At 71.3% G+C, this 21,535-nt stretch carries 18 protein-coding genes; 8 read left to right on the top strand and 10 right to left on the bottom strand.

The features are described 5' to 3' along the window. Positions 1 to 62: 62 nt before the first annotated feature. Positions 63 to 425, top strand: a complete 363-nt coding sequence (locus AB0C78_RS06260; RefSeq protein ID WP_360742478.1) for a hypothetical protein — start codon at positions 63 to 65, stop codon at positions 423 to 425. An 82-nt stretch (positions 426 to 507) separates the two neighbouring features. Here AB0C78_RS06260 and AB0C78_RS06255 read toward each other — a convergent pair whose 3' ends face one another. Continuing rightward, complete coding sequence (locus tag AB0C78_RS06255) at positions 508 to 1,209, bottom strand: DUF4386 domain-containing protein (RefSeq protein WP_360742476.1); 702 nt, start codon at positions 1,207 to 1,209, stop codon at positions 508 to 510. 81 nt (positions 1,210 to 1,290) lie between these two features. Between AB0C78_RS06255 and AB0C78_RS06250 the strand changes: the two genes are divergently transcribed. Both AB0C78_RS06250 and AB0C78_RS06245 read left to right on the top strand, forming a co-directional pair. Then, entirely contained in the window at positions 1,291 to 1,779 is a 489-nt protein-coding gene (locus AB0C78_RS06250) for a MarR family transcriptional regulator (RefSeq protein ID WP_360742473.1), read from the top strand. 73 nt (positions 1,780 to 1,852) lie between these two features. Further along, on the top strand, positions 1,853 to 2,608 hold the full coding sequence (locus tag AB0C78_RS06245; protein WP_360742470.1) for a hypothetical protein: 756 nt from the start codon (positions 1,853 to 1,855) through the stop codon (positions 2,606 to 2,608). A 99-nt stretch (positions 2,609 to 2,707) separates the two neighbouring features. Here AB0C78_RS06245 and AB0C78_RS06240 read toward each other — a convergent pair whose 3' ends face one another. The 3 genes from AB0C78_RS06240 to AB0C78_RS06230 form a co-directional block, all read right to left on the bottom strand. After that, a complete protein-coding gene (locus AB0C78_RS06240; RefSeq protein WP_360742467.1) occupies positions 2,708 to 5,512 on the bottom strand; it encodes a vitamin B12-dependent ribonucleotide reductase in 2,805 nt (934 codons plus the stop codon). 119 nt (positions 5,513 to 5,631) lie between these two features. Further along, on the bottom strand, positions 5,632 to 6,105 hold the full coding sequence (gene nrdR / locus AB0C78_RS06235) for a transcriptional regulator NrdR (protein ID WP_151541020.1): 474 nt from the start codon (positions 6,103 to 6,105) through the stop codon (positions 5,632 to 5,634). 251 nt (positions 6,106 to 6,356) lie between these two features. Further along, positions 6,357 to 6,710 (bottom strand): LysM peptidoglycan-binding domain-containing protein, encoded by a 354-nt coding sequence (locus AB0C78_RS06230; RefSeq protein ID WP_360742464.1) that lies wholly within the window; start codon positions 6,708 to 6,710, stop codon positions 6,357 to 6,359. A 175-nt stretch (positions 6,711 to 6,885) separates the two neighbouring features. Between AB0C78_RS06230 and lexA the strand changes: the two genes are divergently transcribed. After that, complete coding sequence (gene lexA, locus AB0C78_RS06225; protein ID WP_151541018.1) at positions 6,886 to 7,584, top strand: transcriptional repressor LexA; 699 nt, start codon at positions 6,886 to 6,888, stop codon at positions 7,582 to 7,584. Between the two features lie 144 nt (positions 7,585 to 7,728). Here the strand turns inward: lexA and leuS are convergent, their stop codons facing one another. Then, positions 7,729 to 10,197, bottom strand: a complete 2,469-nt coding sequence (gene leuS / locus AB0C78_RS06220) for a leucine--tRNA ligase (protein ID WP_360742460.1) — start codon at positions 10,195 to 10,197, stop codon at positions 7,729 to 7,731. Between the two features lie 357 nt (positions 10,198 to 10,554). Here leuS and AB0C78_RS06215 point away from each other — a divergent pair, with 357 nt between their 5' ends. Together AB0C78_RS06215 and AB0C78_RS06210 are read left to right on the top strand one after the other, a co-directional pair. After that, complete coding sequence (locus AB0C78_RS06215; RefSeq protein ID WP_360742457.1) at positions 10,555 to 11,178, top strand: lytic polysaccharide monooxygenase; 624 nt, start codon at positions 10,555 to 10,557, stop codon at positions 11,176 to 11,178. A 166-nt stretch (positions 11,179 to 11,344) separates the two neighbouring features. Then, complete coding sequence (locus tag AB0C78_RS06210; RefSeq protein WP_360742454.1) at positions 11,345 to 12,889, top strand: long-chain fatty acid--CoA ligase; 1,545 nt, start codon at positions 11,345 to 11,347, stop codon at positions 12,887 to 12,889. 124 nt (positions 12,890 to 13,013) lie between these two features. Here AB0C78_RS06210 and AB0C78_RS06205 read toward each other — a convergent pair whose 3' ends face one another. Next, a complete protein-coding gene (locus AB0C78_RS06205; protein ID WP_360742451.1) occupies positions 13,014 to 13,856 on the bottom strand; it encodes a helix-turn-helix transcriptional regulator in 843 nt (280 codons plus the stop codon). Positions 13,857 to 13,969: 113 nt separating this feature from the next. Between AB0C78_RS06205 and AB0C78_RS06200 the strand changes: the two genes are divergently transcribed. After that, entirely contained in the window at positions 13,970 to 14,713 is a 744-nt protein-coding gene (locus AB0C78_RS06200; RefSeq protein WP_360742448.1) for an SDR family oxidoreductase, read from the top strand. A gap of 55 nt (positions 14,714 to 14,768) precedes the next feature. Here the strand turns inward: AB0C78_RS06200 and AB0C78_RS06195 are convergent, their stop codons facing one another. Then, a complete protein-coding gene (locus AB0C78_RS06195) occupies positions 14,769 to 15,611 on the bottom strand; it encodes a helix-turn-helix transcriptional regulator (protein ID WP_360742445.1) in 843 nt (280 codons plus the stop codon). Positions 15,612 to 15,724: 113 nt separating this feature from the next. On the opposite strand from AB0C78_RS06195, the gene AB0C78_RS06190 reads away from it, so the two are divergent. Then, the gene (locus AB0C78_RS06190) at positions 15,725 to 16,465 is read left to right on the top strand and encodes an SDR family NAD(P)-dependent oxidoreductase (RefSeq protein ID WP_360742442.1); all 741 of its coding nucleotides are present in this window, start codon (positions 15,725 to 15,727) and stop codon (positions 16,463 to 16,465) included. Positions 16,466 to 16,471: 6 nt separating this feature from the next. Here the strand turns inward: AB0C78_RS06190 and AB0C78_RS06185 are convergent, their stop codons facing one another. From AB0C78_RS06185 to AB0C78_RS06175, 3 genes are all read right to left on the bottom strand, one after another. Next, positions 16,472 to 18,469, bottom strand: coding sequence for a glycosyltransferase (locus AB0C78_RS06185; RefSeq protein ID WP_360742439.1), 1,998 nt, complete (start codon positions 18,467 to 18,469; stop codon positions 16,472 to 16,474). Between the two features lie 160 nt (positions 18,470 to 18,629). Then, positions 18,630 to 19,874, bottom strand: a complete 1,245-nt coding sequence (locus AB0C78_RS06180) for a cytochrome P450 (RefSeq protein WP_360742436.1) — start codon at positions 19,872 to 19,874, stop codon at positions 18,630 to 18,632. A 216-nt stretch (positions 19,875 to 20,090) separates the two neighbouring features. Next, on the bottom strand, positions 20,091 to 21,482 hold the full coding sequence (locus tag AB0C78_RS06175) for an aspartate aminotransferase family protein (RefSeq protein ID WP_360742433.1): 1,392 nt from the start codon (positions 21,480 to 21,482) through the stop codon (positions 20,091 to 20,093). Between the last annotated feature and the right edge of the window lie 53 nt (positions 21,483 to 21,535).

The raw sequence follows: 21,535 nt of genomic DNA, 5'->3' as shown, positions 1-21,535 counted from the left end.
TTATATGGCCGGGCGGACCGGGCATCATCGCCGCGTTCCCCACTCGACTCACGAGGAGCCGCATGCCCATCCCCTCACGCCTGGCCACCTGCGCCACCGCGATCACAGCAGCACTTCTCGCCGCGTCGGCGGCACCCGCCGCCAAAGCACAGGAACGGGCCGCGCCACCGGACGGCAAGATCATCGTCTTCGTCAGCGAGGGCGCGCAGATCTCCTGGGCCGGCACCAGGCTGAAGGAATATCCGCCCTCGCCGAACTGCCAATCCTTCCCGCCCGGCGCGCACGTCGCCGTGAACGACAGCACCGCCCGCCTGCTGTTCTACTCCGACCCGTTCTGCGCCGTCCCCGTACCGCCGCCGTTCACTTTCATCGCCCCCGGTTACGGCGCGCACGTCTCCCCCACCGGCAGTTTCCGGACCGGCTGACGGCACGAACGGAAAACCGGCGGTGGACTCGTCCACCGCCGGTTTCCTGGCACGTCCCGCCTCGGACGGGGGAATCGCCTGCTCACTCCGCTGCGGCGCCGTCCCGGGACCGCACCTCGTGGCGGGTGCGCGGCATCATCACGGCGGCGGCGATCAGCCACAGCAGCCCGCCGAACCGGACGACCGGAACCAGGTAGGCGAAGCCGGAACCCACCAGCGTCAGCGTCCCGGCCATGCCCGCGAGGGCGATCGCCAGCCCGACCCAGCACATCGGCCGCGGCAGCAGCCGGGCGAGCAGGCCCGTCACCGACAGACCCGCGACGAGCAGGGCGAACGTCGCCGCGTAGGCGGGACCGCCGGACAGGAACGACAGGTCCGCGAGCGCCCGCGCCAGCGCCGGGCTCGCGTCCGCGGGGAGCCGTCCGCCGGCCCAGCCGAACATCGCGCTGAGCGCGAGCATGCCGGCCGCGAGGATCCCGCCGGCCAGGGTGATCGCCGAACCCGGCGCGGTGATGCCCAGCGCGCGCAGCCGCCGGTAGAGGACGCCGGCGGCCACCGTGAGCGGGAACGCCGAGCCGAGCAGCAGGAAGGTCCCGGCCTTGATGGCGGTCCCGTGGTCCTGGGCGTACCGCAGCACCTCGGCGCCGGACGCGTCCGGGTGCGGCGTGGACCGGTTGGCGACCACGTAGGCGATGGTCAGCGCGGTGAAGGCGAGGACGGGCACCAGCAGCGGCGGCCCGGACTGCGGGCGGCGGCCGGCCCGCGCGGTGGTCTGCGTGTTCATGGATCTCTCCCTCTCGACGAACCGTATACATCTGATAATGATTACAAGATGGAACGATTGTCAAGAGGCTACGATATCGCCATGACCGCGAGCCCACCCACGCCCCGGCCGGGCGTCGCCTTCCTGCTGGCCCAGCTCGGGGCGCACGCCGCCGGCCTGTTCGCCGAACGGATCGCCGGCCTGGACCTGACGCCCGCGCAGGCCGGGCTGCTGCGCATGCTCGCGGCCGCCCCCGGCCGCAGCCAGCGCGAGCTCGCCGGCGACCTCGGCATGCCGCCGAGCCGGTTCGTCCCGTTCGCCGACGAGCTCGAGGAGCGCGGCCTCATCGAACGCCGCAGGAACGCCACCGACCGCCGCGTCTACGCGCTGCACCTCACCGAAAAGGGCGAGGCCCTCCTCACCGAACTCGCCCAGGCGGGCATGGCGCACGAACAGCTGCTCTGCGAGGCCCTCACCGACGAGGAGCACGACCGTCTCCTCGCCCTGCTCCGCCGCATGGCCGACCAACAAGGCCTGCGCCCCGACGTCCACCCCGGCTACCGCACCCTCCGCCCCAAACCCAAACCCTGACCCCCGCCAGCGGTCATCGCGACAGCGCTTGCGCGACGGCCGGGTCTACCTGGGGCGTGCTTTACTCCGAGGCGTGATCGATTGGGCGCGCCTGCAGGGCGTCTACGGGCCGGCGCAGGACGTCCCAGCACTTCTCAAGGCTGCGGGGACCGGTGCCGACGACGCCTGGAGCGAGCTTTGGGCACAGCTCTGGCACCAGGGGAACACCTGCGAGGCGGGCATCGCCGCGCTGCCCGCGCTGGCCTCCCTCGCCCAGCACACGGACCGAGCGGTGAGGCACCCGGCGATCGAGCTCGCGGGCGAGATCGTTGGGGCTGCTCTTCGCGAGGGCCGGCCTCTGGAAGGGACCGAGGAACTTCAGCGGCCGCTGGCCCTGCTGAGCGCCGCGGCTGACGGATGGTTGTCGGAACGTCCGGCCGACTACCGGACGTCCTTCCGAGCGAAGCTCGCGTTGGACGGGTTTCCGGTGCTGAGCGACGCCCTCGACGACTTCGTCGATTTCTGCGTCGAGGTCCGCTGCCCCGGGTGCTCCGACAAGGTCGGCATCGTGATCGGGGACTTCGGCTGCTACTCGTCGATTCGCGACTGGGACCTCGGTGACGTCCATCCAATCCCGCTGCGGCCGGCGGTCCCGGACGACCTGCTGGGCATCGCGAGGCGGCTGCACCACGCAGCGGTGCGGGACGATCAGCCGAGGCTCGCCTGGGGCCTGAGGCACGTCTTCGGCGGCGCGGAATGCGGCGCCTGCGGTGCGATCTTCTCCCCCGCGTCCGCCTTGGAGACCAGGAGAGCGGCGGGTGGCGGCGCGGTGCACCGAGTGCCGGAATGAGTCGGGCGGTGGCGAGACGCATCGTCCCGCCACCGCCCTTGACCGGCGCCTACGGCATCTCAGTGCCGGACGCCGCGTCCCTCGCGGCCGTGCTCGGTGTCAGCTGCAGCCGCTGGTGGAGCCGCAGCCTTCGCAGACGTAGCAGCTGCCCGCCGGGCGCATCTTGGTGCCGCAGGTGAGGCAGAGCGGCGCGTCGGCGGTGCGGCCCTGGCGGCTCTCGATGACCTCCATCGACGAGCGCGCCTCGGGCGCGGGCGCCGGGACCGCCGGACGGGTGATCTCCGCCGACTGGGCGAGGGTCTCGTGCTCGATCTCCTCCTCGGCGTGCAGGGTCGCCGGGTCCTCGCCGTTGGCCTGCATCGCGCGCTCCTCGGCGGTGAAGATGCCGAGGCCCGCGCGCTCGTCGTAGGGCAGGTGGTCCAGCGCCAGGCGGCGGAAGATGTAGTCCATCACCGAGGTGGCCATGCGGATGTCCGGGTCGTCGGTCATCCCGGCGGGCTCGAACCGCATGTTGGTGAACTTCTCCACCCAGGTCTCCAGCGGCACGCCGTACTGGAGGCTGATGGAGATCGCCATGGAGAAGGCGTCCATCACGCCGGCGAGGGTGGAGCCCTGCTTGCCGAGCTTGAGGAACACCTCGCCGAGACCGTCGTCCGGGTAGGACGAGGCGGTCATGTAGCCCTCGGCGCCCGCGACGGAGAACCGGGTGACGGTCGCGGGCCGCTGCTTCGGCAGCCGCTTGCGGACGGGCCGCACCTCCACCGGGGCGGCCTCGGTCTTGGCCTCCTCCTTCTTGCCGGCGGCCGACAGCGGCTGGCCGACCTTGCAGTTGTCGCGGTAGATCGCCAGGGCCTTCAGGCCGAGCCGCCAGCCCTCGAAGTACACCTTCTCGATGTCCTCGACGGTGGCCTGCTCCGGCATGTTGACGGTCTTGGAGATCGCGCCGGACAGGAACGGCTGCGTCGCCGCCATCATCCGGACGTGCCCCATCGGGCTGATCGCCCGCTCGCCCATCGCGCAGTCGAACACCTCGTAGTGCTCGGGGCGCAGCCCGGGCGCGTCCACGACGTGGCCGTTCTCGCCGATGTACTCGACGATCGCCTCGATCTGCTCCTGCTGGTAGCCGAGCTTGCGCAGGGCGCGCGGCACCGTCTGGTTGACGATCTGCATCGAGCCGCCGCCGACGAGCTTCTTGAACTTCATCAGCGCGAGGTCGGGCTCGATGCCGGTGGTGTCGCAGTCCATCATCAGGCCGATGGTGCCGGTCGGGGCGAGCAGCGACGCCTGCGCGTTGCGGTAGCCGTGCTTCTCGCCGGCCTTCAGGCACTCCTGCCACTGCTTGGCGGCGGCGGCGTGGATCGCCTTGTCCATGTCGTCGAGGGTGCGGATGTCGTCGTTGGCGGCGGCGTGCTTGCGCATGACGCGCTTGTGGCCCTCGGCGTTGCGCGCGTAGCCCGCGTACGGGCCGACGACGCCGGCGATCTCGGCGGAGCGGCGGTAGGCGACGCCGGTCATCAGCGAAGTGATGGCCGCGGCGAGGGACCGGCCGCCCTCGGAGTCGTAGGCGTGGCCGGTCGCCATCAGCAGCGCGCCCAGGTTGGCGTAGCCGATGCCGAGCTGCCGGTAGTCGCGGGTGGTCTGCGCGATCTTCTCGGTCGGGAAGTCGGCGAAGGTGATGGAGATGTCCATCGCCGTGATGATCAGCTCGGTGAGCTTGACGAACTTCGCGACGTCGAAGGTCCCCTCGTCGGTGAGGAACTTCAGCAGGTTGATGCTGGCGAGGTTGCAGGACGAGTTGTCCAGCGACATGTACTCCGAGCACGGGTTGGACGCGGTGATCCGGCCCGACTCGGGGTTGGTGTGCCAGTCGTTGATCGTGTCGTCGTACTGGATGCCGGGGTCGGCGCACTCCCAGGCGGCCTGCGCCATCAGCCGGAACAGCTCCTTGGCCTTGATCGTCTCGACGACCTCGCCGGTCATCCGGGCGCGCAGCCCGAACTCGCCGTCGGACTCGACGGCGTGCATGAACTCGTCGGAGACCCGGACGGAGTTGTTGGCGTTCTGGTACTGGACGCTGCCGATGTCCTTGCCGCCGAGGTCCATGTCGAACCCGGCGTCCCGCAGCGCGCGGATCTTGTCCTCCTCGCGCGCCTTGGTCTCGATGAACTCGGCGATGTCGGGGTGGTCGACGTCCAGCACGACCATCTTCGCGGCGCGGCGGGTGGCGCCGCCCGACTTGATCGTCCCGGCGGACGCGTCGGCGCCGCGCATGAACGACACGGGGCCGCTGGCGGTGCCGCCGGACGACAGCAGCTCCTTGCTGGAGCGGATGCGGGACAGGTTCAGGCCGGCGCCGGAGCCGCCCTTGAAGATCACGCCCTCTTCCTTGTACCAGTCCAGGATCGACTCCATCGTGTCGTCCACGGACAGGATGAAGCAGGCCGACACCTGCTGCGGCGACTTGGTGCCGACGTTGAACCAGACCGGCGAGTTGAAGCTGAACAGCTGGTGGACCAGCGCGTACTTCAGCTCGTGGTCGAAGACCTCGGCGTCCTGCTCGGAGGCGAAGTAGCCGTTCTCGAGGCCGGTCCGGACGTACACGCCGACGACGCGGTCGACGAGCTGCTTGAGGCTCCACTCCCGCTGCGGGGTGCCGACGGCGCCGCGGAAGTACTTGGACGTGACGATGTTGACGGCGTTCAGCGACCAGAAGTCGGGGAACTCCACACCGCGCTGCTCGAAGTTGACCGAGCCGTCGCGCCAGTTGGTCATGACGACGTCGCGGCGTTCCCAGCGCAGCTCGTCGTAGGGGTGCACGCCGGGCGTGGTGAAGATCCGCTCCACCTTCAGCCCCTTGCGGCCCCCCTTGCCGCGCCGTGCCGGCCCGCTGACCGTCTCCGTCATGCCTTCCCCCTCCCGGGCCCTCCCGCCGGGCCCTGTACAGGAACAACTCCGCCGCCGCCCGGGCCATGCCCGTGCGGAGGCGCCTTCACTATGTGCTTCTCGTATTTCCGGAACCGCCCCTACCGGGGCGGGCCGGGCTCCCCCGAGGAACCGGCCTTCCGCAGCGCTTCGATCTCCTTGGCGAAGTCGTCCAGCGACTCGAAGCTCCGGTAGACCGAGGCGAATCGCAGATAGGCGACCTCATCGAGTTCACGAAGGGGCCCCAGGATCGCGAGGCCGACCTCGTGCGAGGGGATTTCCGCGGATCCGGACGATCTGATCGCCTCTTCGACCCGCTGCCCCAGCTTCGCGAGCGCATCCTCGTCCACCGGGCGGCCCTGGCAGGCCCTGCGCACCCCGGCGATGATCTTTTCCCGGGAGAACGGCTCGGTGACCCCGCTGCGCTTGGCCACCATCACGAGCACATTCTCCTGCGTGGTGAATCGCTTGCCGCATTCCGCGCACGCGCGGCGGCGCCGAATGGCGCTGCCGTCGTCGGTGGAACGGCTGTCGATCACTTTGGTGTCAGGGTTGCGGCAGAACGGGCAGTGCACGCGCTATCCCTCCCCTGACGGAAACGAGTCACCCCGACTGCACGCCATATATAGGTGACTTACATCAGTGTGACTACTAGATGTTGTGGTCAACCGTACGGCTCGGCGGACGGCTGCGCAACCTGATCCGGGGCCTCGGGAGGGGACCCGCGTCACATCCGCCACGTAGATCCAGGTCACGCCGGACGATCAGGTTCCCGGTCCCGGGCGTGTCGCCGCGGGCGTCCGGACGAGGGCGCCGGGGAGGGGGTTCAGCCGGGCAGGACGAGCCGCTGGCCGGGCTGTACCGTGGGGTCGCCGCCCATCCCGTTGAGGTCGATGATCCGCTGGACGGTGACGCGCGGGTCGGCGCCGGGGTCACAGTCCGTGGCGATGCGCCAGAGCGTGTCGCCGGGCTCGACGACGGCGGTCCGGACGTGGCCGGAGCGCCCGTGGTGGTCGGCGCGGCCGCCCGCGAAGGCACCGGTGCCGCCGTCCAGCCAGAGGGCGGCGAGCGTGCCGGCGGCGGCGAACAGGACCAGCACGGCGCGGCCGCGGCGGGTCAGCCGGATCGGGGCGCGCTCGGCCCGCAGCGGGGCGCGTTCACCGGACGGCGAATCGGGCATCTCCACCCTCCTCGACTTCGAATGAATTTTCGATCGAACGCCTGTACGATGTTGTACCGCAGCCCACCCGCGAAACGCGAGCACATCTTCGAACAATTGTTTGATCATTTCGTCCGGACGCGATAGCGTTCATGACAAGGAGTGACGGATCGAGGCGCCCGGGAGGCGACGAGCGATGAGCAAGGTCCGGGAGCTGCCCGACGGGCCCATGGACGAGACGGGCCTGACCCAGCGGCAGCGCATGGTGCTGGAGGTGATCCGCGACTCGGTCCAGCGCCGGGGGTACCCGCCCTCGATGCGCGAGATCGGCGAGGCGGTCGGCCTGACCAGCACCTCCAGCGTGTCGCACCAGCTCCGGGCCCTGCAGCGCAAGGGGTACCTGCGGCGCGACCCGAACCGCCCGCGCGCGGTCGAGGTCCGCGTCCCCGGCGCGACGCCGGTGCGCACCGAGCCCGACTCCTACGAGGCCGTGGGCGGCCAGGAGACCTCGACGCGGCCCGCGCCCGCCTACGTGCCGCTCGTCGGCCGGATCGCCGCCGGTGGCCCGATCCTGGCCGAGGAGGCCGTGGAGGACGTGTTCACGCTGCCCAAGCAGCTCGTCGGCGAGGGCACGCACTTCCTGCTCAAGGTCACCGGTGACTCGATGATCGAGGCCGCGATCGCGGACGGCGACTGGGTCGTGGTGCGGCAGCAGCCGGTCGCCGAACAGGGCGACATCGTCGCCGCCATGATCGACGGCGAGGCCACGGTGAAGACGTTCAAGCGCAAGGACGGCCACATCTGGCTGATGCCGCAGAACCCGGCCTACGAGCCGATCCCCGGCGACGAGGCGTCCGTGCTCGGGCGCGTCGTGGCGGTCCTGCGCAAGATGTAGCGCGGCAAGGTGTAGCGCGCGACCCGTTGGGGGCGCGCGGCACGATGTATGGCGCGCGGCCCGCTGGGGGCGCGCGAGCGACGCTGAGAGTCGGCCGCGGGAGACGATCCCCGCGGCCGCCTCAGCGCGCCGTCGAGCCGTCCGCTAGCGCTTCGGGACGATGTTCACGATCTTCGGCGCCCGGACGATGATCTTGGCGATCTCCGCGCCGCCCAGCGCGTCCTGGACCTTGCCGGAGGCCAGCGCCAGCCGCTCCAGCTCCTCGGCGGCGATGCCGGGCGGCACCTCCAGCCGGTCACGGACCTTGCCGGCGACCTGCACCACGCACGTCACCGACTCCTCCACCAGCAGCGCCGGGTCGGCCTGCGGCCAGCCCGCGCGGATCACCGGCGCGGTGCGTCCCAGCAGCTCCCACGCCTCGTCGGCGGTGTAGGGCGCGAACAGCGACAGCAGCACCGCGATCGCCTCGGCGGCCTCGCGGACGGCCGGGTCGGCGGCGCCGGGCCCGGAGTCGATCGCCCGGCGGGTCGCGGTGACCAGCTCCATGATCCGCGCGATCGCCACGTTGAACCGCTGCGTCTCGACCATCTTCGTGGCCTCGTCGACGGTGCGGGCGGTGGCGCGGCGCAGCTCGGTGTCGCCGGACGCCGGGTCGGCGCCGGGCGCGGAGGACACCTCGGACGCGATGCGGTGCACCCGGGTCAGGAACTTCGACATGCCGTGCGGCGACACGTCGGCCCAGTCGATGTCGTCCTCCGGCGGGCCGGAGAACAGCATCGCCAGCCGGACCACGTCCACGCCGAACTCGCCGATCTGGTCGCCCAGGTCGACCAGGTTGCCGGTCGACTTCGACATCCCGCTGCCGTTCAGGATCACCTGGCCCTGGTTCAGCAGCCGGGTGAACGGCTCGGTGAAGTCGACCATGCCCATGTCGTACAGGACCTTGGTGAAGAACCGGCTGTACAGCAGGTGCAGGATGGCGTGCTCGACGCCGCCGGTGTACTGGTCGACCGGCATCCACCGGCGGACCTGCTCGACGTCGAACGGGCCGTCCTCGTACCCCGGCGAGCAGTACCGGAAGTAGTACCAGGACGAGTCGACGAAGGTGTCCATGGTGTCGGTGTCGCGCCGAGCGGCGCCGCCGCACTTCGGGCAGTCCACGTTGACCCAGTCGGACGCGGCGGCCAGCGGCGAGGTGCCCTTGGGCGCCAGGTCGGCGCCGCGCAGGTTCTCCGGCAGCCGGACGGGCAGCTGGTCGTCGGGGACGGGGACCTCGCCGCACGCCTCGCAGTGCACGATCGGGATCGGGCAGCCCCAGAACCGCTGCCGGGACACCAGCCAGTCGCGCAGCCGGAAGTTGACGGAGGCGCGTCCGGTTCCGCGCTCGTCCAGCACCTCGATGATGCGGGCGATGCCGTCGGACTTGCCCATCCCGTCGATCGGGCCGGAGTTGACCAGCCGGCCGTCGCCGGGGGTGGCGATGCCGGTCTCGGCGGGGTCGGGCAGGCCGGTCTCCACCACGACGCGGACGGGCAGGCCGAACTTCAGCGCGAAGTCCAGGTCGCGCTGGTCGTGCGCGGGCACCGCCATGATCGCGCCGTGCCCGTACTCGGCCAGCACGTAGTCCGACGCCCAGACCGGCAGCCGCTCGCCGTTGACCGGGTTGACCGCGTAGCGGCCCAGGAACACGCCGGTCTTCTCGCGCTCGGTGGACAGCCGCTCGATCTCGCTCTCCCGGGAGACCTCCTCGCGGTAGGCCTCGAACGCGGCGCGCTGGTCGGGGTGGCAGATCTCCTCGGCCAGCGCGGCGTCGGCGGCGACGACCATGAACGTGGCGCCGAACAGGGTGTCGGGACGGGTGGTGTAGACGGTGACGGGCTCGTCCCGGCCCTCGATCACGAAGTCGACGTCGGCGCCGGTGGAGCGGCCGATCCAGTTGCGCTGCATCAGCAGGACGCGCTCGGGCCACTTGCCCTCCAGCTGCGCCATGTCGTCCAGCAGCCGGTCCGCGTAGTCGGTGATCTTGAAGTACCACTGGGTCAGCACGCGCTTCTCGACCAGCGCGCCGCACCGCTCGCAGTGCCCGCCGACGACCTGCTCGTTCGCCAGGACGGTCTGGTCCTTCGGGCACCAGTTGACGTGGCCGCCCTTGCGGTAGGCCAGGCCCCGCTCGTAGAAGCGCAGGAACAGCCACTGCGTCCACTTGTAGTACTCGGGGTCGGAGGTGTGCAGGCGGCGCGTCCAGTCGAAGGACGGGGCGTAGCGGCGGAACGAGGCGGCCTGCGTCTCGATGTTGGCGTAGGTCCACTCGGCGGGGTGCGAGTCGCGCTTGATCGCGGCGTTCTCGGCGGGCAGGCCGAAGGAGTCCCAGCCGATGGGGTGCAGGACGTTGTGGCCGCGCTGGAACCAGTAGCGGGCGACGACGTCGCCGATGGCGAACGCCTCGGCGTGGCCCATGTGCAGGTCACCGCTGGGGTAGGGGAACATGTCCAGCGCGTAGCGCCGCTCGCGGCCGTCGTCCTTGTCCTCGGCCGTGAAGGGGTCGAGCTCCGCCCAGCGGGCCTGCCACTTGTCCTGAACCGCCCGTGGGTCGTACTGCTCGTCGCTGCTCACGCTTCCGCTCCGGTCTCCATCTGGGGTTCACAGGGCCAACGGGCCGTCCGTCACATGAAACGACCCCTCGCGAAGGAGGGGCCACCACGTCGACGTCTATGCGTCAACGTGGTCGTTGAAGGAGCAGCCTGGCCGACATACATCAAGAGTAGCGCAACCGCAAGCCTTCACGCGGTGCTTAAGGGGCGTGCGGGCGGCCCGGCGCGCGGCGCGGGAGGGGGTTGACGCGCGGGGCCGGATCGTCGATGCTCTTATTCAAAAGGAAAGTTTCCTATTAGAAGCGGACGGGCGCTCCCACCCGCCCGCCTCGTGAGCGGCTGCCGACTCCGACCCACCCCCCGCCAAGGAGGATCGCGTATGCCCCGCCGATTCCGCATGCCCGGCAGGCCCGGCATGCCCCGCAAGAGGACCCTCGCCGTCGCCGCCGCCGTGGGCGCCGGCGCCTCGCTCCTCACCGCGGCTCCCGCCCTCGCCCACGGCTACACCAGCAACCCGCCCAGCCGGGCGCTCCTGTGCAAGCAGGGCGCGGTGCAGAACTGCGGCCCCATCCAGTGGGAGCCGCAGAGCACGGAAGGCCCCAAGGGCTTCCCGCAGTCCGGCCCCGCGGACGGGACGATCTGCGCGGCCGGCGACAGCCGCTGGGCCCCGCTCGACGACCCGCGCGGCGGCACCTGGCCCGCGACGAAGGTGTCGAGCGGGCCGTACACCTTCACCTGGCATCTCACCGCCGCGCACGCCACCACCTCGTTCCGCTACTTCATCACCAAGGACGGCTGGAACCCCGCCCAGCCGCTCACCCGCGCGCAGCTCGACCTGACGCCGTTCCTGCAGGTGAACTACGGCGGTCAGCGGCCGCCGTACGACGTCAGCCACAGCGGCTCGCTCCCCGCCAAGCACGGCCGGCACATGATCCTCGCGGTGTGGGACATCGCCGACACCGGCAACGCCTTCTACCAGTGCTCGGACGTGGACTTCGGCTGATCTCCGCGGCGGCCGGACGGCCGTGACCGACCACCCCCCGGCGGGCCGCCCCGCTCCAGGCGCCCGCCCCCAGGCGGCCGGGTGGGACCCCGCGTCCCACCTGGCCACCTGGTCATAGACTCCTCGGTAACCAACCGGCCGGTCACCGTTCCGCGCGAGGAGTGCCATGCTCAACCTGTCCGTGCTGCTGGAGGACGCCGCCAGGGAGACGCCCGACCGCGACGCCGTGGTCTTCGGCGACCTGCGGCTCTCCTACTCCTTCGTCGACGCGGTCGCGAACCAGGTCGCGAACCTGCTGCGGTCGCGCGGCGTCCGCCCCGGCGACAAGGTGGCGCTGTCCAGCCCGAACCTGCCGTACTTCCCGATGGTGTACTTCGGGGCGCTCAAGGCCGGCGCGGTGGTCGTCCCGCTGAACGTGCTTCTCAAGCCGCGCGAGATCGGCTACCACCTGAGCGACTCCGACGCGAAGGCGTTCTTCTGCTTCGAGGGGACGCCGCAGCTGCCGCTCGGCGAGACCGGGCACGCCGGGTTCCAGCAGGCCGAGGGCTGCGAGCACTTCTTCCTGCTGCCCGCGAACCCCGCCGCGGCCGAGTCGCCGATCGAGGGCGCCGAGCTGTTCTGGGCGGCGCTCGCCGGGCAGCCCGACACCTTCGACAGCGAGCGGACCGAGGGCACCGACACCGCGGTGATCATCTACACCAGCGGGACGACCGGGCAGCCGAAGGGCGCCGAGCTCACGCACGGCAACCTGCTGATGAACGCGATGGTGGACGACACGCTGTTCGCGCGGACGCCGCACGACACGTCGCTGGTGACGCTGCCGCTGTTCCACATCTTCGGGCAGACGTGCGTGATGAACGTCGGGTTCTACCGGCGCGGGACGCTCGTCATGCAGCCGCGGTTCGACGCCAAGGAGGCGGTCGAGCTGATGGTGAAGGAGAAGGTGACCATCTTCGCCGGCGTCCCGACCATGTACTGGGCGCTGCTGAGCGACGACACCTCCGCCGAGGACGTCGCGGCGATCCGGGAGAACCTGCGGGTCGCGGTGTCCGGCGGCGCGGCGCTGCCGATGGAGGTCATCAAGGGCGTCCGGGACAAGTTCGGCATGAACGTGCTGGAGGGCTACGGGCTGTCGGAGACGTCGCCGGTCTGCTCGTTCAACCGGCCCGACCGGCCGACCAAGCCGGGCTCGATCGGGCTACCGGTCTGGGGCGTGGAGATGAAGCTCGTCAACGACGAGTGGAAGGACGTCGAGGGCGAGGGCCCCGGCGAGATCGCCGTGCGCGGCCACAACATCATGAAGGGCTACTACAACCGGCCCGAGGCGACCGCCGAGGCGATCAAGGACGGCTGGTTCCGCACCGGCGACGTGGCCCGCCGCGACGAGGACGGCTACTACTACATCATCGACCGCTCCAAGGACATGATCATCCGGGGCGGTTACAACGTGTACCCGCGGGAGCTGGAGGAGGTCCTCATGACCCATCCGGACGTCTCGCTGGCCGCCGTGGTGGGCGTCCCGCACCCGAGCCACGGCGAGGAGGTCAAGGCGTACATCATCCGCAAGCCGGGCGCCACGGTCACCGAGGACGAGCTGATCGCCTGGGGCAAGGAGCAGTTCGCCAACTACAAGTACCCCCGGATCGTGGAGTTCCGCGACAAGCTCCCGATGACCGCCACTGGCAAGATCCTCAAGCGCGAGCTCCGCTAGCCGGACGCGCTGACGTGCGGCGAGCCGTCGTTGTGAGTGGCCTCATGACGACGGCTCGCCGCACGGGACGTCGGCGTCAACGTCGGCGTCAACGTCGGCGTCGGCGTCGGCGTCGGCGTCGGCGTCAGCGGGGAGTGAGGTCCTGGGTGCCGATGACGCGGAGCAGTTTCAGCGCCTCGTGCGACGGGGTGCCGGGCGCGGCGGTGTAGAGGACGACCTTCTGGTCCCGATCCGGGACGACGAGGACGTCGCAGAACACTTCGAGGTCGCCCACGACCGGGTGCCGCATGCGTTTCGTGCTGCCGCGCCGCACCTCGATCTGGTGCCGGTCCCATAGCCGGCGGAACGGTTCGCTCTTGTCCTTCAGCTCGCCGACGAGCGCCTTGATTCCGGGGTCGTGCGGATAGCGCCCGGACGCCGCCCTCAGATCGGCGACGCTCTGCTGAGCGAATTTCCCGTATTCGTCCTCGTCCTCGATGGGGCAGGCGGCGGGGTAGAGGAAGAAGGCCCGCACGAGGTTGCGTTCGCCTGGCGGGATTTTCGAGAAGTCGACAATGAGCGCCGCCGCCATGTCGTTCCAAGCGAGGACGTCGTATTTGGCGTCCAGGACGTAGGCGGGGGTGTCGTCGAGCCGTTCCAGCAGATGCAGGATGCCGGCGGGCACTTCCTGAGGAGGTCCCGGCGGCGGGCCGAGCTGTTCACCGGCGAGGTTGAACAGGTGGCTGCGCTCGTCATCGGAGAGCCTCAGCGCGCGCGCCAGCGCCGAGAGGATCTGCCTGGACGGCCTCGGGCCGCGTCCCTGTTCCAGCCGGATGTAGTAGTCCACCGACATACCGGCTAGGCGGGCGACCTCTTCCCGGCGCAGGCCCGGCGTCCTCCGGCGCGTCCCGGCCTGCAGTCCGACGTCCGCGGGCTGCACGCGCGCGCGGCGGGAACGCAGGAACGCGGCCGTCTCCTGCCTGTTCATGCCTCCCAGCATGGCGGACGGGACGACCATACGGCCGTCCCCTGGGTGGTATCACCGATCCCAGCTTCGGGCGGTCTCTCCTCGCGCGCGCCCAGCGACAACAGGCTGAGGGCATGACCACTGCACAGATCGCGCTCATCACCGGCGCCAACAAGGGAATCGGCCTGGAGACCGCCCGCCTCCTCGGCGGGAAGGGCATGACCGTCCTGGTCGGTGCCCGCAATCCCGAACTCGGCGAGAAGGCCGCGGCCGTCCTGGCCGGCGAGGGCATCGACGCCCGCTTCGTCCGGATCGACGTCACCGACGCGGCGAGCGTCGAAGCCGCCGCGAAGGGGATCGACGAGGAGCACGGGCGGCTCGACGTCCTGGTGAACAACGCCGGCATCTCGCCGGCCTCCGCGTACGGCCCGCCGAGCGAGACCTCGCTCGACGGCCTGCGCGAGACCTACGAGACCAACGTGTTCGGCGTCGTCGCCGTCACCAACGCGATGCTCCCGCTGCTGCGCCGCTCCCCCGCCGGCCGCATCGTCAACGTCTCCAGCGAACTCGGCTCGCTGACGCTGCTGACCGACCCGTCCAGCCCGTTCTTCCCGTTCAACCTGCTGGCGTACAACTCGTCGAAGACGGCGCTGAACGCCGTCACGATCGCCTACGCCAAGGAGCTGGCGGACACCGCGATCAAGGTGAACCTCGCCAACCCCGGCTACTGCGCCACCGACCTGAACGGCAACAGCGGGTTCCGCACGCCGGTGCAGGGCGCGACGGAGGTCGTGCTGCTCGCGACGCTGGACGAGGACGGCCCGAACGGCGCCTTCCAGGGCGGCGCGGAGGAGCCGGGACAGCCCGTCCCCTGGTGACCCCCGCTCGCGCGCCGGGGCCGAGCCCAGCGCGCGCCGGTGCAGGGTGCGGCGGCTAGTGTGCAGCGAGTGCGTCCTGCCTTGTCTCGCGCAGCGCCTTGAGGGCCTCGTGCGACGGCGTGCCGGGCGTGGTGGTGTAGAGGACGACGCGCTGGTCGCGTTCCGGCACGTACAGGACGTCGCAGTGCAGTTCCAGCGGCCCGACGACCGGGTGGACCATGCGTTTGCGGCTGCTGCGCCGGATGCCGACCTCGCCCGAGTCCCACAGGCGGGCGAACAGCGGGCTGCGCGCGGACACCTCGGCCACCAGCTCGGCGATGCCGGGGTCGCCCGGGTAGCGGCCGGCGGCGGCGCGCAGGTCCGCGACCGAGTCGCCGGCCAGCTCCGCCACGTACTCGTCGGTGTCGTACCGGTCGGCGACCGGGCCGGTGAACAGCCACCGGATCACGTTGCGGTCCTTCGGCGGCAGCGCGGCGAAGTCGGTCATCAGTGCGGCGGCCAGCGGGTTCCAGGCGAGGATGTCGTGGCGGGCGTTCAGCACGTAGGCGGGCGTGTCGTCGAGCCGTTCCAGCAGGTGCAGGATGCCGGGCGGGACATCCCGGGACGGTCCGGCCGGAGGTTCCGGCGCCTCGCCCGCCAGGTGGTAGAGGTGGCCGCGCTCGTCGTCGGTGAGCCTCAGCGCGCGCGCCAGCGCGGCAAGGATCTGCCTGGACGGCCGTGGGCCGCGTCCCTGTTCCAGCCGGATGTAGTAGTCCACCGACATGCCGGCCAGTTGGGCGACCTCCTCGCGGCGCAGGCCCGGCGTCCGCCGCCGCGTCCCCGCCTTCAGCCCGACGTCCTCGGGCCGTACGCGGTCTCGTCGCGAGCGTAGGAACGCGGCCAACTCCTGCCTGTCCATACGTCCCAGGATGACCGATGCCGCCGTGGGGCCGCCACGTGGAGGGTGGTATCGCCGATCCCAGCTTCCGGCGGTCTCTCCTCGCGCGCGCCCGGCGGCCACAGGCTGAGGGCATGACCACTGCACAGATCGCGCTCATCACGGGCGCCAACAAGGGAATCGGCTTCGAGACGGCGCGCATCCTCGGCTCCGGCGGCAGGACGGTGCTGATCGGCGCGCGTTCCGAGGAACTCGGGGAGAAGGCCGCGGCCGAACTGGCCGGCGAGGGCATCGACGCGCGGTTCGTCCGGATCGACGTCACCGACGAGGCCGCCGTCACGGCCGCGGCCGAGCTGATCGGCGCCGAGCACGGGCGGCTGGACATCCTCGTCAACAACGCCGGGATCACCTCGACGGACGCCTCCGACCTCGGCCGTTCCACCCCGCCGAGCCGGACGGCGGTCGCGCAGGTCCGGGAGACGTTCGAGACGAACGTGTTCGGCTTCGTCGCCGTCACCAACGCGATGCTCCCGCTGCTGCGCCGCTCCCCCGCCGGCCGCATCGTCAACGTCTCCAGCGAACTCGGCTCGCTGACGCTGCACAGCGACCCGTCGGCGCCCGTGCACCGCGTCAACCTGCTCCCCTACAACGCGTCCAAGTCGGCGCTGAACGCGGTCACGGTCGCCTACGCCAAGGAACTGGCCGACACCACGGTCACCGTGGTCGCGGCGGCGCCCGGGTACTGCGCCACGGACCTGAACGGGCACACCGGTCCCCGCACGCCGGCCCAGGGCGCGGCCGTCATCGCCGCGGCGGCGATGGGCGGCGCCGCGAACGGCGCGTTCGTCGCGGAGGACGGCCCGGTGCCCTGGTAGGGCGGGTCAGAAAAGGATGTGCTCCTTGGGCAGGCCGTAGAGCGCCAGCCGGCCGGAGTCGAGGAGTTCCAGGTCGCTGGGCCGCCAGGTGTGGCGGGTGGCGTCCGCGTGCCGGATGGTGACGAACGAGAACCTGTCGGCCGCGTACACCCGGACGCCGTCCGCGCGCAGCCGCCGGAAGAGGTCGGTGTCCTCGCCGCATCCGCGGTCGGCGAACCGGTACGTGCGCATCAGGTCGCCGTCCCCGAGCAGCGCCCCGCCGCGCACGACGTCCACATAGCGGTGCTCGTGCTCGGGGTAGCGCAGCACGGTCGCGTTCATGGATTCCAATAGGGCGTAGTGGGCGAGCTTCCCGACGACACCGGCGTCCGTGTAGGAGAACGCGGGAAGCAGGTCGGACACGTAGTGCGGCCCGTACAGTTCGTCGTCGTCGACCTTGCCGATGTAGGCGCCATCGGCGGCCTCTATGCCGAGGTTGAGGCACTCCCCCAGGGACATCGACGCGTCGGCGCTGCGGACGACGATGTCGTCGATCCCCGCGGCGATCGCCTGCTTCTCGACGTCCCGGGGATGGAGGTCGAGGCGGTGCAGCACCAGCACGAGCTGCAGGGGTCGCCATACCTGCGCCGCGATCTGCTCCAGCGACGAGGCGATCTGCTCGGCCCGGCATGTGGACAGGACCAGCGACACCCCCGGCGGCGCCGCGGGCGCGGGCCCGGTTCCGAGGTGTTCCAGAAGGGAGTCGACCCGGTGCCGGTAGGTGTGCTCGGCGTGCACCCGGCGCAACGCCAGATGCGCCTGCCGGTCGCGCAGTTCCGGGGACCGCAGGAGCGCGCGCAGGCTGCGCTGCGCCGCCTTGGTGTCGTCCTGCACCGCCGGGCCGAACGCCGGGCTCGCGTCCGCACGGTGGTGGACGACGGGCACGCCGGCCGCCGCCGCCTCGTACGCCAGGCGCGGCCCGGGCGCGATCAGCACGCGGAACCGCTTGCGGATCGCGACGGCCTCCTCGTACGGGCGCGGTGGCGCGACCCGCTGCCGGTACAGGCGCGGGAACCCGGTGGCGAAGAAGTGGGCGCCGAGCCGTGGCGCGGGCGCGATGAGCGGTTCGGCGGCCTGGTCGTACTCCCCCTCGTAGAGCAGGGGGTAGCGGCCGTGGTCCTGGACGCGCGTCGGGTTGTGCAGGCGGGGCTGCGCGGCGAACGGCAGGTGGTGGACGCGGTCGTGGCCGAGGCTCTCCCGGTGTTCCGGCACCGCCGCGGCGTCGACGGTGAAGACGTGGTCGAAGTGCGCGGCGGCGTCGTCGAGGCCGGCGCCGGTGTCCCAGTAGGCGGTCGGGACGCCGTGCTCCCGGCACCACGCCGCCATCTCCGCGACGGGCAGGGCCGTCCGGACCGACTCCACGAGCAGCAGGTCCGGTGGCCGCTCCTCGAACGTCTCCCGCCAGCCGCCGGACGCGGCGACCTGCGTCCACTCGTAGCGGAGGTTCGTCTCCAGGACGGGTCCGAGGACGACGGCCGCGACGAGGCCGGGCCGGTTCACCGGGCCGTCCGGCGCCGCCGCCGACGTGACCTCAATCGGCTCGGTCTCGGCGACGAGGACGTCCGGACGGCGCGTCCGCGCGGGCTCGGCGGGAGGCTCGGGCGGCAGGGGGACGCTGCGCAGCGCCTCCCGGACGCGCCGGTACGAGCGGGGCGCCAGCGGGCGGCGGCGCAGCGCGGCCAGCGCGGGCCCGAGCCGCGACCAGCGCCGCAGCCGCAGCGTCTCGTGCTCCCACGCGGCCAGCTCGGCGCGGTGCTCGGCCACGGCCCGGCGGCGGTCGAGGTCGCCGATCCGCCGGGCCGCCTCGTTCAGCGCGCCGATCAGCCGCCCGATCTGGTCGTCCCGGTCGGCCTGCTCGCGTTCCAGCTCGGCGAGCCGCAGCCGGACGGCCGCGTTGTCGGCGGCGAGCCGGTCGCCCCGTTCCCGGGCCACGCGCGGCTCGGCGGTCGGGTCGGTCTCGGGCACGGGCGCTCCCGGAACGTGCGGAACTGGGCCTCTCCGCACGTTAACCGCCCTGCGCGCCGTCCCGGCGGCCCGCCACGCAACGTTCACCGAGCCGTCGACCGCCGGTTGCCGCGTTCCGGACAAAGCCGCCGAAGCGCCCGGCGGGCCCGCCGGGGCCGGGTCAGATCGTGTACGGCAGGCGCTTGATCCCGTTGATGAAGTTGGACTCCAGCCGGTCCGGCTCGCCCGCCTTGATCGCGGGGACCTTCGCCAGCAGCTCGCGGAACATCACGGTGATCTCCCGCCGCGCCAGGTGCGCGCCCAGGCAGAAGTGCGGGCCGGGCCCGCCGAACCCGACGTGCGGGTTGGGGTCGCGCAGGATGTCGAACGTCGCCGGGTCGGTGAAGACCGACTCGTCCCGGTTCGCCGACCAGTAGTAGAGGACGAGCTTGTCGCCCTCCTTGATCTCGTGGTCGTTCAGCGTGGTGTCGCGGGTCGCGGTGCGGCGCATCCAGATGACCGGCGAGACGTACCGGACGATCTCCTCGACGGCGCCGGCGATGCGGCCCTCGAAGTCCTCGACGAGCAGGGCGCGCTGGTCGGGGTTGCGGGTGAACAGGTCCAGGCCGTGCGCGATCGCGTTGCGGGTCGTCTCGTTGCCCGCCACGACGAGCAGGATGAAGAACGAGCCCAGCTCCTGGTCGGTCAGGGACTCGCCGTCGATGTTGGCGTTGACCAGCGCGGACGTCAGGTCGTCGGTGGGGTCCTCGCGGCGCCGCCGGCCGAGCTCCTCGACCAGGCCGCGCAGCGTCTCGCCCGCGTTCAGCAGCGCGAGGGCGAGCTGCTCGGGGTCGCCGGACGGGACGAACTCGGCGTCGTTGCCGGCGAGGATGACGTTGGTCGCGTCGAGGACGGTCTGGTACTGGTCCTCGGCGATGCCCATCATGTCGCAGATGATCTTCAGGGGGAGCCGGGCGGCCACGTCCGCGACGAAGTCGCCGGTGCCGCCGCCCGCGGCGACGTTCCCGACGATTTCGGCGGCCACGGCCTCGACGCGGTCCTCGAACCGCTGGATCATCCGCGGCGAGAACGCCCGGGACACGATCCGGCGGATCTTCGCGTGCCGGGGGTCGTCCATGCTGATCATCGAGCCGAAGTACTCGTGCATGTCGCCCGGCATGTCCGGGATGCTGATCGCGCCGCGCCCGGAGCAGAAGTCCTGCGGGCGGCGGGACGCCTCGACGACGTCGGCGTGCCGGGTGAGCGCGTAGTAGCCCGGCCCCTGCGGCGCGATGATGATGTCGGGCTCCTCGAACCTGACGAGTTCGGGATGCCACCGCAGGGCCTTGAACGCCTCGTGCCGCTGGTCGTGCGGGCGGCGCCAGAACTCCCAGTCCGTCAGGTTGATGTCAGCGACCTCGAGCACGTGCTATCACCTCGTCCGAACGTGATTCGGTTTACATGCACTGTCTCAAAGTAAAGTGCATGACCGACACCGGACAGCGCGGTGACCCGCATCACACGTGCCCCCGAGCGTAGCCCCAACTCCGGCGGTCCGGGGCGGTTCCGCACGTTCGCGGTGGATCGTCCCGCCTCCGGGCGCGCCCCGCCCCGCGCCGGGCCCGGGGCGCGCCCGGAAGGATCACAGCCGAGCCCACGCCTCCGTCAGCACCGAGCGCAGGATCTGCTCGATCTCGTCGAAGTGCGACTGGTCGCAGGTCAGCGGCGGCGCAAGCTGCACGACCGGGTCGCCGCGGTCGTCGGCGCGGCAGTACAGCCCCGCCTCGTACAGCGCCTTGTCGAGGAACCCGCGCAGCAGCCGCTCCGACTCGTCGTCGTCGAAGGTCTCCCGGGTGTCCCGGTCCTTCACCAGCTCGATGCCGTAGAAGTAGCCGTCGCCGCGGACGTCCCCGACGATCGGCAGGTCCCGCAGCCGCTCCAGCGTCGCGCGGAACGCGTCCCGGTTGCGCATGACGTGCCCGAGCAGGTCCTCGCGCTCGAACAGGTCGAGGTTCGCCAGCGCCACCGCCGCCGACACCGGGTGCCCGCCGAAGGTGTAGCCGTGCGCGAACATCGTCGTACCGTGCTTGAACGGCTCGAACAGCCGGTCCGCGACGAGCATCCCGCCGAGCGGCGAGTACCCCGACGTCACGCCCTTGGCGAAGGTGATGATGTCGGGCGTGTAGCCGAACCGCTGTGCGCCGAACATCGTGCCGAGCCGGCCGAACGCGCAGATCACCTCGTCCGACACCAGCAGCACGTCGTGGCGGTCGCAGATCTCCCGGACGCGCTGGAAGTAGCCGGGCGGCGGCGGGAAGCAGCCGCCCGCGTTCTGCACCGGCTCCAGGAACACCGCCGCGACCGTGTCGGCGCCCTCGAACTCGATGGCCTCCTCGATCCGGTCTGCGGCCCACCGGCCGAACGCCTCCGGGTCGTCGCCGTGCTCGGCCGCCCGGTAGATGTTGGTGTTCGGCACCCGGAACGCGCTCGGCACCAGCGGCTCGAACGGCGCCTTCAGCCCGGGAAGGCCGGTCAGCGACAGCGCGCCGTGCGGGGTGCCGTGGTAGGCGACCGCGCGGCTGATCACCTTGTGCTTGGTGGGCTTGCCGGTCAGCTTGAAGTACTGCTTGGCGAGCTTCCATGCGCTCTCGACGGCGTCGCCGCCGCCGGTGGTGAAGAACACCCGGTCCAGGCCGTCGGGCGCGAGCCCGGCGAGCCGCTCGGCCAGCTCGACCGCCTTAGGGTGCGCGTAGGACCAGATCGGGAAGTAGGCCAGCTCGGCGGCCTGCTTGGCGGCGGCCTGCGCCAGCTCCTCGCGCCCGTGCCCCGCCTGGACGGTGAACAGGCCGGACAGCCCGTCGAGGTACCGCCGGCCCGCGGCGTCGTAGACGTAGGGGCCCTCGCCCCGCACGATCACCGGGATCTCGCCGCCGTCCTGGGACGCCGAGTGCCGCGCGAAGTGCATCCACAGGTGGTCGCGGGCCGCCCTCTGCATCGGTTCGTTCTGCTGGCTGGTCACGTCCGGCTCCGTCATCACGCTTCCCTTGCTACGACCCGAGGACGCACGCAGATGCGAGCGATCCAGTT

The sequence above is a fragment of the Actinomadura sp. NPDC048394 genome, from assembly GCF_040651755.1.
GTDB lineage: Bacteria > Actinomycetota > Actinomycetes > Streptosporangiales > Streptosporangiaceae > Spirillospora > Spirillospora montaniterrae.
The sequence above is the reverse complement of the archived record's forward strand: the minus strand, read 5'-3'. Positions and strand labels throughout refer to the sequence as shown.